Origin of the sequence: Corynebacterium lizhenjunii (assembly GCF_011038655.2) — a bacterium.
GTDB lineage: Bacteria > Actinomycetota > Actinomycetes > Mycobacteriales > Mycobacteriaceae > Corynebacterium > Corynebacterium lizhenjunii.
Window position 1 is genome coordinate 1,968,858 of the sequence record NZ_CP064954.1, and the last position, 13,950, is coordinate 1,982,807.

The 13,950-nt window shown below is 62.9% G+C and carries 8 protein-coding genes; 2 read left to right on the plus strand and 6 right to left on the minus strand.

The annotated features are described in order from the left end of the window. The first annotated feature begins 227 nt into the window (after positions 1-227). The gene (locus G7Y31_RS09235; RefSeq protein WP_165009774.1) at positions 228-2,000 is read left to right on the plus strand and encodes an acetyl/propionyl/methylcrotonyl-CoA carboxylase subunit alpha; all 1,773 of its coding nucleotides are present in this window, start codon (positions 228-230) and stop codon (positions 1,998-2,000) included. Positions 2,001-2,126: 126 nt separating this feature from the next. On the opposite strand, the gene G7Y31_RS09240 is transcribed toward G7Y31_RS09235, so the two are convergent. The 4 genes from G7Y31_RS09240 to prpD form a co-directional block, all read right to left on the minus strand. Then, the gene (locus G7Y31_RS09240) at positions 2,127-5,558 is read right to left on the minus strand and encodes a pyruvate carboxylase (protein ID WP_165009777.1); all 3,432 of its coding nucleotides are present in this window, start codon (positions 5,556-5,558) and stop codon (positions 2,127-2,129) included. Between the two features lie 297 nt (positions 5,559-5,855). Next, positions 5,856-7,007: a bifunctional 2-methylcitrate synthase/citrate synthase gene (locus G7Y31_RS09245; protein WP_165009779.1), complete on the minus strand. Its 1,152-nt coding sequence runs from the start codon at positions 7,005-7,007 to the stop codon at positions 5,856-5,858. A 139-nt stretch (positions 7,008-7,146) separates the two neighbouring features. Next, positions 7,147-8,079, minus strand: a complete 933-nt coding sequence (gene prpB / locus G7Y31_RS09250; protein ID WP_165009781.1) for a methylisocitrate lyase — start codon at positions 8,077-8,079, stop codon at positions 7,147-7,149. Next, complete coding sequence (gene prpD / locus G7Y31_RS09255) at positions 8,080-9,603, minus strand: 2-methylcitrate dehydratase PrpD (RefSeq protein ID WP_165009783.1); 1,524 nt, start codon at positions 9,601-9,603, stop codon at positions 8,080-8,082. It lies immediately after the preceding gene. Positions 9,604-9,792: 189 nt separating this feature from the next. Between prpD and G7Y31_RS09260 the strand changes: the two genes are divergently transcribed. Further along, the gene (locus tag G7Y31_RS09260; RefSeq protein ID WP_165009785.1) at positions 9,793-11,106 is read left to right on the plus strand and encodes a short-chain fatty acyl-CoA regulator family protein; all 1,314 of its coding nucleotides are present in this window, start codon (positions 9,793-9,795) and stop codon (positions 11,104-11,106) included. Positions 11,107-11,122: 16 nt separating this feature from the next. On the opposite strand, the gene G7Y31_RS09265 is transcribed toward G7Y31_RS09260, so the two are convergent. Further along, a complete protein-coding gene (locus tag G7Y31_RS09265) occupies positions 11,123-12,571 on the minus strand; it encodes an NAD(P)H-quinone dehydrogenase (RefSeq protein ID WP_196823561.1) in 1,449 nt (482 codons plus the stop codon). A 142-nt stretch (positions 12,572-12,713) separates the two neighbouring features. Beyond that, positions 12,714-13,934 carry an amidohydrolase gene (locus tag G7Y31_RS09270; RefSeq protein WP_425321639.1) on the minus strand — a complete coding sequence of 407 codons (1,221 nt, stop codon included), beginning with the start codon at positions 13,932-13,934 and terminating at the stop codon, positions 12,714-12,716. Positions 13,935-13,950 lie beyond the last annotated feature (16 nt).

Consider the following 13,950-nt stretch of genomic DNA (forward strand, 5'->3'; position numbering starts at 1 on the left):
AGAGGCTAGTGCGCGACTAGCAGGAGGCTAGTGCGCGGCTAGCCCGAGGTTTACGCCCTGCTGGTACGTGGCTTGCGAGCAGCTCTCCCTCCGGCGCCCGCGCGTCGCCCCCATCTTCGCAGGTGGGGGCGTTTCTGTTAGACTCTTTGCTAACCTGACGGATTCCTCACGTTTTTCTGTGCGACAATAGTCGGAGCAAACCCATACAAGGAAGGTTTCAACTGACCGTGACTGTAGACATCAAGAAGATCACCAAGGTGCTCATCGCCAACCGCGGCGAGATTGCCGTTCGCGTTATTCGCGCAGCCCGCGACGCCGGCATTGCCTCCGTTGCCGTCTATGCGGAGCCCGATGCCGACGCCCCCTTCGTCTCCCTGGCGGACGAGGCCTTTGCCTTGGGCGGCCAGACCTCCGCGGAGTCTTACTTGGACACCGCCAAAATCCTGGATGCCGCCGCGAAGTCCGGCGCCAACGCCATCCACCCCGGTTACGGTTTCTTGTCTGAGAACGCTGATTTCGCTCAGGCTGTCATCGACGCTGGCCTGATCTGGATTGGCCCCTCCCCGGAGGCTATTGCCCAACTGGGTGACAAGGTCACCGCCCGCCACATTGCAGAGCGTGCCGATGCCCCCATGGCCCCAGGCACCAAGGACCCGGTTGCCGATGCCGCTGAAGTGGAGGTGTTTGCCGATACCCACGGTTTGCCCATCGCCATCAAGGCCGCCTTTGGCGGCGGTGGCCGTGGCATGAAGGTCGCTTACGAGCGCTCGGAGGTGGCGGAGCTCTTTGAGTCCGCTACCCGTGAGGCAATCGCGGCCTTTGGTCGTGGCGAGTGCTTTGTGGAGCGCTACCTGGACAAGGCCCGCCACGTGGAGGCGCAGGTACTGGCGGACCAGCACGGCAACGTGGTGGTCATGGGCACGCGTGACTGCTCTCTGCAGCGTCGCTTCCAGAAGCTGGTGGAAGAAGCCCCGGCGCCATTTTTGACCGAGGAGCAGCGGGAGACCATTCACTCTTCCGCAAAGCGAATTTGCCAGGAGGCTGGCTACCACGGCGCAGGTACCGTGGAATACCTGGTGGGCTCCGATGGGCTGATTTCCTTCCTGGAGGTCAATACCCGCCTGCAGGTGGAACACCCCGTTACAGAGGAAACCACCGGGGTGGACCTGGTACGCCAACAGTTCCTGATTGCTGAGGGCCACCCGCTGTCCATTACCGAAGACCCAACCCCGCGTGGTCACGCCATCGAATTCCGCATCAACGGTGAGGACGCCGCCGCTGGGTTTATCCCTGCCCCGGGCACCATTGTCACCTATGCGGAACCGGCGGGCCCGGGCGTGCGCGTGGACTCCGGCGTGCGCGAAGGCACCGTTATTGGCGGGCAGTTTGACTCCATGCTGGCCAAGCTCATCGTGTGGGGCGAAGACCGCGACCAGGCGCTGGCGCGTGCCCGCCGCGCCTTGGCCGAGTACAAGGTCACGGGCCTGCCCACGGTTATCCCCTTCCACCAGGCGATGGTGGAAGACCCGGCCTTTACCGGCACCGGGGAATCCTTCGCGGTCTATACCAAGTGGATTGAGGAGGCCTGGGCCAACGGCTTGCCGCCCTACGTGGACCCGGACGAAGCCGAAGCTGAGGCCGCTGACCCGGCACAGAAGTTTGTGGTGGAAATCGGTGGGCGTCGCGTGGAGGTTGCGCTGCCCTCCAACCTGCTCATGGGTGGAGTTAACGCCGTACGCAAGCGTGCCAAGAAGCGCCGTGGCGGCGGGACTAAGGCGGCGGTGTCTGGCGATGCCATCGTGGCCCCCATGCAGGGCACCGTCATCAAGGTCAATGTCTCCGAGGACCAGGAAGTCGCCGAGGGCGACGTAGTGGTAATCCTGGAGGCCATGAAGATGGAGAACCCTGTTAAGGCCCACAAGTCCGGCAAAGTCACCGGATTAAAGGTCGAGGCCGGGGCCCAGATCAACAAGGGCGAGCCCATCTTGGAGATCAAGTAGCCCGAGACAAAACTGACCCGTTCCCGCTGCGATGCGCCGGGAACGGGTCATGTGCGTCTAGAGAGCGGCCTGGGGTGCCCTCCGGGCTACCGAAAGCGCCCGGAAGGCACCTAAACGCCGACGGAGTTACTTGATGACGACGATCAAGTCCCCGCCTTCGACCTTGGTGGCCTGGCCGATGGCCACGCGCTCCACCACGCCGTCCTTGGTGGCAGAGATGGAGGCTTCCATCTTCATCGCCTCGATAACGGCCACCTGGTCGCCTGCCTTGACCGCAGCGCCCGGTTCCACGGTGGCATTAACCACGCCGGCAAACGGGGCGGCCACGTGGCCCTCATTAGACGGGTCGGCCTTCTCCACGGTGGCAACGGTGGACTCAACGTTGGTGTCGCGGACCTTCATCGGGCGAATCTGGCCATTGACGTTGAGCACCACGTTGCGCATGCCCTTTTCATCCGGCTCACCCAATGCGTCCAGGCGCAGGGTAATCGGCTTGAGTTGGGCGCGGTCATTAGAGCCCTCTGGGAAGTAGTGGACAATGTACTCATTGCCCTCTTCCAGGCCGTAAAGGAAGACAGTGTCCGTGAGTGCCTCGGTGTTGCCGAACTGACGACGGAACTCGTTGAACTCCTCGAACTGCTTCGGGAACAGCAGGCGGTTCAAGGCGTCGCGGCGCTCCTCCGAGTTCTCGGAAGTCAAGTGCGCCTGCTCTTCGGCGGGGACTTCCTTAACAGTGACATCACCCGGGGCGCGGCCTTCCAGCACGCGATCACGCAGCGGCGGCCACCCACCCGGAGGCGTACCCAGCTCGCCACGCAGGAAGGCGATGACGGAATCCGGGATGTCGTACTTGGTGGGGTTGGCCTCGAAGTCGGCGGGGTCTACCCCTGCGCCCACCAGGTGCAGGGCCAAATCACCGACCACCTTCGACGAGGGCGTGACCTTGGTAGGCCGGCCCAGCATCTCATTGACGGCTGCGTAGTTGTCCTCGATAACCTCGAAGCGGTCCGCCAGGCCCAAAGCACTGGCCTGTGCGCGCAGGTTGGACAGCTGCCCGCCCGGAATCTCGTGCTTGTACACGCGGCCCGTGGGGCCTGGGATGCCGTTTTCAAACGGACGGTAGAGCTGACGCACGGCCTCCCAGTAGGGCTCCAGATCGGAGACTGCCTGCAGGTCAATTCCGGTATCCCGCGAGGAATTAGAGAACGCGGAAATGATCGCCGACAGGGAAGGCTGGGAGGTGGTGCCTGCCAGTGGGGCGGAGGCGCCATCGACAATGTCTGCCCCGGACAGTGCGGCGGCATAGTAGGTAGCCAGCTGGCCACCTGCGGTGTCGTGGGTGTGGACGTGAACCGGCAGGTCAAATTCCTTGCGCAGGGCCATCACCAGCTTGGAGGCAGACTCCGGGCGCAGCAGGCCGGCCATATCCTTGATAGCCAGGATGTGCGCGCCGGTGCCCACGATCTCCTCAGCGAGCTTGAGGTAGTAGTCCAGCGTGTAGAGCTTCTCCCCCGGCGAGCACATGTCGCCGGAATACGCCATGGCCACCTCAGCCACGGTGTTACCGGTCTCAAGGACGGCATCGATAGCGGGACGCATTTGGCTGACATCATTAAGGGCATCGAAGATGCGGAAGATGTCCACGCCCGACTTCGCAGCCTCCTGGACAAAGGCATGGCACACCGAGTCCGGGTAAGGCGTGTAACCCACGGTGTTACGCCCACGCAGCAACATCTGGATGTTCTGGTTCGGCATCGCCTCACGCAGCAGGTCCAGGCGTACCCACGGATCCTCCTTGAGGAAGCGCATGGCGACATCGTAGGTAGCCCCACCCCACGCCTCCACGGAGAACAACTGCGGGGTCAGGCGGGCCACGGCCTCGGCAGCAGAGACCAAAGCCGTACCGCGCACGCGGGTGGCCAGCAAGGACTGGTGGGCATCACGGAAGGTGGTGTCCGTGACCGCAAGTGCGGACTGGTTGCGGATCTTCTCCGCCCAAGCCTTCGGGCCCAGCTCGCGCAGGTCATCACGGGAACCGCGCGGAACCTCGGAATTGCGGTCGAACTCGGGCAGCTTATCAAACGGGCGCAGCGTGGTCGGGCGGGTGCCGTTGGGCTTATTCACCGTGACATCAGCGATGTACTGGATGATCCGGCCGGACTCATCCACCGCTGGCGGGGCCTTGAGCAGGTCCGGGTGGTCGGCGATAAAACCGGTGTCCACGCGGGTAGAGGTGAAGTCCGGCTCTCGCAGCAGCGCGCGCAGGAAGCCAATGTTGGTGGCCACGCCGGAGACGGTGAACTCATTGAGCGCGCGCTGGGCACGGGCCACTGCTTGCTCAAAGTTCACGCCACGGCAGGTCATCTTCACCAACAGCGAGTCAAAGTTCGGGGAGATCTCCGCACCCACAGAGGTCGCACCGTCCAAACGCACGCCAGCGCCACCCGGCGAACGGTAAGCGGTCAGCGTGCCGGTATCCGGGCGGAAGCCGTTGTTCGGGTCTTCGGTAGTGATGCGGCACTGCAAGGCAGCACCCGTGATGGTGATGTCCTCCTGACGCAATCCCAGCTGCTCCAGGGTGGCACCGGCTGCGATGTCAATCTGGGATTTCACAATATCCACGCCGGTGATTTCCTCAGTGACGGTGTGTTCCACCTGCACGCGGGGGTTCATCTCAATAAAGACGTGGTTGCCGCGCTCATCCACCAGGAACTCCACAGTGCCCGCGCCGGAGTAGTTGATGTGCTGGCAGAACTTCACCGCATCTGCACAGATCTGGTCGCGTAGCTGCGGATCCAGGCTAGGCGCCGGGGCGATCTCCACGACCTTCTGGTGGCGGCGCTGCACGGAGCAGTCACGCTCAAAGAGGTGAATGACGTTGCCCTGGCCATCGCCGAGAATCTGCACCTCGATGTGCTGCGGCTTGATCACCGCAGTCTCCAGGTAGACGTGGGCGTCGCCGAAGGCGGCCTCGGCCTCACGGGAGGCCTCCGCACACTTAGCCTTCAACTCTGCTTCATTTTCGATAAAACGCATGCCGCGCCCGCCACCACCGGCAACGGCTTTGACAAAGACCGGGAATTGGAAGTCCTTGGCGTACTCCGCCAGCTGCTCCGGATCCGTGGACGGCTCAGAGTCCTGCAGCGTGGGCAGGCCGGCCTCCCGGGCGGCGGTGACTGCCGCAGCCTTGTCACCGGTCAGATCCAGGGTCTCTGGGGAGGGACCAATGAAGGTGATGCCGTTGTCCGCACAGGCACGGGCAAGGTCTGCGCGCTCGGAGAGGAACCCGTAGCCCGGGTAGATGGCGTCAGCCCCGGACTTTTTGGCGGCGCGAATGACCTCATCAATATCCAAGTACGCCTTCACAGGGGCACCCTCGGTGCCGATACGCACGGCTTCATCCGCAAATGCGCGGTGGAAGGAGTTGCGGTCTTCGCGGGGATAGATGGCCACGGTCTTGGCGCCGGTTTCGAAGGCGGCGCGGAAAGCACGCACCGCGATCTCCCCGCGGTTGGCGACAAGCACCTTGTTGAATGACGGAAGCGCTGTAGCAGACACTGCTGTTGTTTCCTTTCGGACGAAGTAGCTTAGGCGAAGGACTTAGGCGAGTGACCTAGCCGAAGGACCTAGCCGAATATGGGATGTCCACATCTCAGAGTAATGCGGACCGAGTCTCTATGCGAACACATAGAAAACGCCCCCAAGCCGGTGCCCAACGTCAGCTAGGCACCGGCTTGTGGTGGCTGTGGTGTGTACCATCGCTCCCTCGGCGACAACGACGTCAGCGTCGAGGACGGCTTCAGCGTCCGCGCCGGCGTGGGCCGGGTGAGGGAGCAGATGGCTTAACCCCATGGCTTAGAACTGCTTGGGCGGTACGGAACGCTGCGGCACACCGTTGTACGCAGACAGCGGGCGGATTAGCGAGTTGGACTCGTTTTGCTCCACAATGTGCGCGGTCCAGCCGGTGATACGAGCCATCACGAAGATCGGGGTGAAGAACTCGATGTCGAAGCCAAGGATGTGGTAAGCCGGGCCAGCTGGGAAGTCCAGGTTCGGCTGGATCTTGATGGAGGTGTTTTCGTACATGGTCTTCGCCATGACTTCGTACATCTCCACCCACTGCTCCTGGCCGTGGTCCTTAGCCAACTCGCGGAACGCAGCTTCCATGGTGGGAACGCGGGAGTCGCCGTTCTTGTAGACGCGGTGACCAAAGCCCATGACCAATTCCTTGTTCTTGAGCTTGTTCAGGGTCCACTCTTCTGCCTTGGCAGGGTCTCCAACTTCGATGAAGTTGTGCATCACAGCCTCGTTGGCGCCACCGTGGAGCGGGCCCTTCAGCGCACCGATAGCACCGACGACTGCGGAGTAGGTGTCCGACATGGTGGAGGTGATCACGCGAGCTGCGAAGGTGGAGGCGTTGAAGGAGTGCTCCGCGTAGAGAATCAGGGACTTATCAAAAGCCTCGATGTCGGAGCGGGAGTTGGCCGGGGAGCCTTCCTCGTCGCCGAAGACCATCCACAGGAAGTTCTCCGCGAAACCCTTCTTGCGGGAGGGCTCGATGTAGCCCTCGCCGCGGCGGCGGCGGATGTCCAAGGCCACCACGGTGGGCAGCTTGGCCATCAGTTCCAGTGCGGTGCGGCGGATGTGCTCGGAGTCCTTGGTGTAGGCGTCCGGGTCCTGGGAGCCAATGAAGGACACAGCGGTGCGCAGCACGTCCATCGGGTGGCAGGACTTGGGCATGGAGGTGATGAGGTCGATGAGGTGACGGTCCAGATGGCGCAGAGCCTTCTCGCGGGCGGAGAAGCGGATGAGCTCCTCCTGGCTGGGCAGTTCGCCGTTCCACAGCAGGTAGGCCACTTCCTCGAAGGAGCAGTAGCGGGCCAGTTCCTGGACGGGGTAGCCGCGGTAGGTCAGGGAGTTGGTCTCCGGGACCACCTTGGACACAGCGGTCTCATCGACCACGACGCCATACAGGCCCTTGCGGATTTCTGGGGTGTTCTCAGACATGTTGTTTCTCCTCTTATCTTGGAAAAGTAGATGTGCTTTTACTTGGGGGCCGGTTGTCCGGCCCGAGGGTTGTGCTGGGGTGCGCAGCGCACGACTGCGCACGTTGAGCGTGCACGGTGCGCCGTGCACGGCCCCAGACCTAGTCGAAGGTGGGCTTGTAGGCTTCCTTCGAGTAGGTGAAGACAGCCTGGTCGAAGGCGTTGTACTCGTTGTAGCGAACCAGCTCGTACAAACGAGAACGGTGCTGCATGCGCTCGAGCCACTCCGGCGACTGCAGGCCTTCAGCGGCCATATCGCGGAGGAATTCCTCGGTCGCGCCCATGGCCACCCGGAAGGTGGACACTGGCCAGATGACTGCGTTGTAGCCCAGGTCCTCAATCTGGCGGGCAGACAGCAGCTCGGTCTTGCCAAACTCCGTCATGTTCGCCAACAGCGGGGTATCCACGGCCTTGCGGAACTTCTCAAAGTCTTCCACGGAGTACAGGGCCTCGGTGAAGATGAGGTCCGCGCCAGCGTCGGCATAAGCCTTGGCCCGCTCGATGGCCTCATCAATGCCGTGGATGCCAGCGGCGTCGGTGCGGGCGCAGATGATGAAGTTCTCATCACGGCGCTCATTGACGGCGGCCGAAATACGGCGCACCATCAAATCGGTGGGAACCACTTCCTTGCCGTCAAGGTGGCCGCAACGCTTGGGGTTAACCTGGTCCTCCAGGTGGCAGCCAGCCAGGCCGGCATCCTCAAGGGCGGCAACGGTGCGCGCTGCAGACATGGGCTCACCGAAGCCAGTGTCGGCATCGACAAGCACAGGCAGATCCGTAGCCCGGGCAATCTGGCCAGCGCGGGTAGCTACTTCGGTCAAGGTGGTCAGGCCGATGTCCGGCAGGCCCAGGTCATTAGCCAGCACGGCACCGGAGATGTAGACACCACCAAAGGCGCCGATGTCCTGGATAAGCCGCGCGGTCAGCGGATTGAAGGCGCCAGGAAGGGTGGTCAGTCCCTCACCTTCCAAAGCAGCGCGGAACTGCTGCCGCTTTTGCGCATTAGTCAGCGTGGAGCCAAAGAGGCCAGCCATTTAGAACACACCCTTCGGGGTAGCGGGGATGGAAGCCAGGTGCTCCTCGGTGACGCGGACGTTGAGCTCGCTCAAGTCAGTGAGGTTCTCCAGGTTCTGCACAGCGTTAAGGAAGCGCTCCTGCTCCTCCTCGGAGACAATGCCCTTAGCCAGAATGCGGAACTTGTTGATGTACTGCTCACGGGCGAACGGGCGAGCACCCAGCGGGTGAGCGTCAGCCACGGCCATCTCATCTTCGATGACGGTGCCATCGGTGAAGGTGATCACGGCCTTGGCGCCGAAGGCCTTCTCGTTCGGGTCCTCCGAGTGGTAGCGGCGGGTCCACTCCGGATCTTCGACAGTGGAAATCTTGTGCCACAGTTCCACGGTCTCCGGGCGGTTAGCGCGCTCCGGGGCGTAGGAGTCCACGTGGTGCCAGCCGCCGTCTTCCAGGGCGACGGCGAAGATGTACATGATGGAGTGGTCCAGCGTCTCGCGGGAGGCGTTGGGGTCCATCTTCTGCGGGTCGTTGGCGCCGGTGCCAATCACGTAGTGGGTGTGGTGGGAGGTATGCAGGACGATGGACTCGATGTCCTTGGTCTCGCGGCCCGCTTCTTCCAGGGTGGCCTTCATGCGGCGTGCAAGGTCGATGGGCGCCTGGGACTGGTACTCCGCGGAGTGCTCCTTGGTGTAGGTGTCCAAGATGGCGCGCTTGGGCTCGCCGTCAGCGGGCAGCGGCACGGTGTAGGTGCGCTCTGGGGAGTGCAGCATCCAGGCGATGAAGCCGTCCTCGCCTTCCCAGATGGGGGCTGGGGCGCCCTCGCCGCGCATGGCGCGGTCCACGGCCTCAATGGCCATCTTGCCGGCAAAGGAAGGAGCGTAAGCCTTCCAGGAGGAAATCAGGCCCTTGCGGGACTGGCGGGTGGCGGTGGTGGTGTGCAGCGCCTGGCCAATTGCCTGGTAGATGGTGTCTACGTCCAGCTCCAGCATGGTGCCAATGCCTGCCGCCACGGACGGGCCCAGGTGGGCCACGTGGTCGATCTTGTGCTCATGCAGGCAGATGCCCTTGACCAGGTTGACCTGGATTTCGTAGCCGGTGGCAATGCCGCGGATGAGCGCCTTGCCGTCGAGGCCCTTGTGTTGTGCCACTGCGAGGATGGGCGGAATGTTATCGCCCGGGTGGGAGTACTCTGCGGCCAGGAAGGTGTCGTGGTAGTCCAGCTCACGCACGGCGGTGCCGTTGGCCAGGGCGGCCCACTCTGCGGAGTAGGTGCCGTCCACGCCGAAAATGTTGGCGCCGTTGCCCTCGGACTCTGCGGCGTGCGGGTGTGCCTGGGCAATGACGCGGGCGGAGGTCACCGGGCGACGGCCGACGGAGGCTACTGCCACGGAGGCGTTGTCGATAATGCGGTTGATGATCATCTCGGTGGTCTCGGCAGGAACCTCCACCGGGTCTGCAGCTACCTTGGCAATCTTGTAGGCCAGGTGCTCCTCGATGGGAAAGTCCTCTGCGGACTTGCGAGTGCGTACTTCGTGTTCAATCACGTGTGGTGCTTCCCTTCTATGCAAACTCGTCTATGCATACTCGATATGCAAGCGATAGCAATCACAGTACTTCTTTACCCGTGCGCAAGGCCACAAGCATACTGTGTGTATTTCTGTGGAATAGAAGTGCTAAATCTGCAATACCTGCAAAACTTGCAGTTAAACGCCATTTCTGGGAAGCTCAGGGCTATGAGTAAGCACTACGCGGGGGCACGAATTCACGCGCTGCGAAAGCAGCGAGGCCTCACCCAGGTGGAGATGGCCAAGCGTTTGGGGCTGTCCACCAGCTACCTCAATCAGCTGGAAAACGACCAGCGCCCGCTCACCGTGACGGTGCTGATGCAACTGAGCCAGCGCTTCAACATCGATGCCTCCTACTTCTCTGGCGACCGCGACCTGCGCACCATCTCCGAGCTGCGGACTTTGCTTCCCGATGCCCCCGAGGAAACCCTGGCAGACCTAGCTTCCAGGTTTCCAGAGCTCATGCCCCGACTGGTGGCCGCTGCCCACCGCTCCCCTGAGCTTGCCGATGACCCCTTCGCCGCCGTCCGCGACTTCTTCTACGATGCCCACAACTACATCCACGAATTGGACGTATTAGCGGAGGAACTAGCCGGACGCTTAGGCGATGGCGTGCTGCGCCGCGGCCGGTTAGCCGCCCGCTTAGAAGACGAGCTGGGGGTGACTACCCGCTTTGGCCGCTCCGGCCCACGGCGCAGTTTTGATAGTTCCACCCGGGAGCTGTCCCTGCGCCGCGGCTTGAGCGAATCCCAACTGGTCTTCGAGATGTCCCTGCAGTACTGCCTACTGGCCTACCACGATGTATGCCGCAACTTGGTCTCCGAGCTGCCCGCCGGGGACGCGCAGCACATTGGCATTTTGGGCCTGGCGCAATACTTCGCGGCTGCTACCACCATGCCCTATACCCACATGCTGGAGGTTGCGGAAGCCACCCGCTACGACATTGACGTCATCGGATCAACCTTCGGTACCGGCTTTGAGACCACCGCTCAGCGTCTGGCCACCCTCCAGCGCCCCGGAAACCAGGGCGTGCCCTTTTCTTTCATCCGCACCGACCGCGCGGGCAACATTTCCAAACGCCAGTCCTCGACGTCGTTCCACTTCGCCCGCACTGGCGGTTCCTGCCCCCTGTGGGTGGTCCACCGTGCTTTTGAGACGCCGAATCGCATCACTCGCCAGGTGGCCTCCATGCCCGATGGGCACGCGCATTTGTGGATTGCCCGCTTTGTCCAGGGCCAGGCCAAGAGTTGGGGCGTGCCCCACCGCGAGTTTGTGGTTGGCTTGGGTTGCGACCTGGAGCAGGCGGACCGCCTGGTCTATGCCGATGCCCTTAACCTCGATGCCGATGCCGCCAGCCCTATCGGCCCCGGTTGCACTGCCTGTCCGCGGGAGCGCTGCCCCCAGCGTTCTTTGCCGCAGGCGGGGCGCCCGGTGCGCCTAGACCTCAACCGCTCCCCAGAAACGACCTACGGCACCCAGTAGCGGCTGGTTACGCCCGCTACTCCAAGTCGTCGTGAGCGACCAGGCGGCGCGCGGCCTCCGTGATGGTGCCGGAGAGCGACGGGTACACCGCAAAAGAGTCCGCCAGCTGGTCCACAGTGAGCTGGTTGGTCACCGCCACCGCGATGGGCAAAATCAGCTCAGAGGCAGTCGGCGCCACGATGACGCCGCCGATAACCCGCCCGGTGGTGCCGCGGCAAAACAGCTTGACAAAGCCGTGCTGCAGCGAACGCATTTTCGCGCGCGGGTTGGTATTCAGCGGCATGGTAATAGTCCGCGCGGTCACGTCACCGTTTTCGATTTCTGCTTGGGTGTAGCCCACGGCGGCGATCTCCGGGCGAGTAAAGACGGCGGTGGCCACGGTCTTAAGCCGCAGCGGAGAAACGCCCTCGCCCAGAGAGTGGTACATGGCGATTCGGCCCTGCATGGCCGCCACAGAAGCCAACGGGAACAAGTCCGAGCAATCGCCGGCCGCATAAATGCCAGCCACGTTGGTACGCGAGACGCGATCGACCTTAATGTGTCCAGAATCCGTGGTCTTTACCCCCACGTGCTCCAGGCCCAGGTCCTTGGTATTCGGGATGGAACCGATGGACATGATCACATGCGAGCCGTGGATCTCACGGCCATCTTGGGTCTTGACCACCACGTTGCCGTCCTGCGTGCGCGAGACAGATTCCACGCGGCAGTTCTTCTCCAATTCCACACCGCGCTCAGCCAGGACGGTCTCGAGCACATCGGCGGCATCGGCATCATCATGCGGCAAGATACGGTCCCGGGAAGCCACCATGGTCACCTTGACGCCCATCTCTGCAAACGCGGACACAAACTCCGCGCCCGTGACACCCGAACCCACCACGATCAGGTGCTCCGGTTCTTCCTTGAGGCTGTAGACCTGCTGCCAAGTCAAGATCCGCTCCCCATCCGGGCGCGCACCCGGCAAGATCCGCGGGGTCGCACCGGTGGCCACCAGCACCAGGTCGGCCTCCAGGGTCTCTTCCTCCCCAGCCGCAGTGGTCACCTGCACCTTGTGCGCGGTGCCCTTGACGCCGTCTTGGTCCTGCGCGAAGCGGGCACGGCCATCAATGACGCGCACGCCGAGCTTCTCCAGCCCCTCGCGAATATCGGTGGACTGGTTAGCCGCCAGCGCTTGCACGCGCTCATTGAGCGCCTGCAGGTTAAGCGTTAGGGAACTGAGCTGATCATTGAGCCCCATGGCATCGGCACGGCGGAAATCGGTGCGGATGTTGGCACCAGCGATGAAGGACTTGGAGGGCACACAGTCCAACAGCACGGAGGAACCACCCGGGCCCTGGTCTTCTACCAAGGTGATCTCCGCGCCATACTTGGCACCGGCGGTGGCTGCTTCGTAGCCAGCCGGTCCACCACCAATGATGACAATGCGGGGGGCGTGTTCTACAGAGGGGTCCAGCTGTTCCTTCGTCACTTGCGTGTGCTCCTTAATCAGCAATACAACGGCATCGATTCACCGAAGTCGGCAGTGCGCAGCAGTACCGCGAGCGTCCCCTCCAGGAGAGCTCGCGGGCCGACTCAATAATGGTTTCCCGAATAGTCTAATCGCTTCGAGCTTAATCCTCCACGTGAGCGCACTGGGCTACCACAGAACCAAAGAGCTTGATGCCCACACCAATCGCACGCTCATCCACCACCAAGTCCCCCATGTGGATGTCATACTGCTCGCCCTCCCCGGACCACGCACCCAGCCGGGCCATGGACCCCGGCACGTGCTCGAGGTACCACGAAAAGTCCTCCCCTCCGGAAGACTGCGGTGCCTGCACCACGGATTGCGGGTCAATGGCAGTAGCGGCAGCAGACAACAGTGCGGTGGCCACGTCATCGTTAAGCACCGGCGGCACCCCACGGTGGTACTTAAGCCGGTACTCCACCCCCGTGGGGGCCAGAATGTGCTCCACCAACTCGCTGCACAACTGCTGCATGTTGCGCCACACGCCGATGTCCGCAGTACGCACGGTGCCAGACAACGTTCCGGTCTCCGGCATGGCGTTGGGGGCAAATCCGGAATTGATATGCCCAAAGACTGCCACGGTGCCCGTGCGCGGGTCCACCCGGCGCGAGAGCAAACCCGGCAGGTCCGTGGCCACCTTGGCCAGGGCATAGATGACATCGGCAGACAAGTGCGGCCGGGAGGTATGCCCGCCGGGACCGCTGACCTCGAGCTCGAGCACATCCGTGGCAGAAGTAATTGCCCCGGTGCGCACCCCAATGCGCCCCACCCGCAGCTTCGGCTCCACGTGCACAGCGTAGATGGAGTGCACGCCCTCCAACGCGCCCCAGGAAATCACGTCGGTGGCCCCGCCCACCCACACTTCTTCTGCGGGCTGGAAAATAAGCCGCACGCCCACGCTCAGCCCGTGCTGTTGGTCGTAGGCAGCCAGTGCGCAGGCCAGGCCCAGCACAATGGTGGTGTGCACGTCATGCCCGCAGGCGTGGGAAACCCCGGGGACCTCGGAGGAATACTCCAAGCCGGTGACTTCCTGAATGGGCAAAGCATCGATGTCCGCACGGAAAGCCACCCGGCCCTGTTCCGTGTCCGGGCCAAGGTCTACCAGCAGCCCGGTTTCTGGAAACAGCCGCGGCTCCAGGCCATGCTCGCGCAGAATCTGCGCCACAAACTCCGTGGTGTGCACCTCCTTATTGGAGGTTTCCGGGTGGCGGTGAATGTGCCGCCGCCAGCCTATGACCTCGCTGCGGTGGGCATCGCACCACTCGTTCACGAAGGCAGACACCAGGGGATCCACAGCCGGATTACCGGTGGTGGGCTGGTTCATGCGCGTCCTCCTCCGC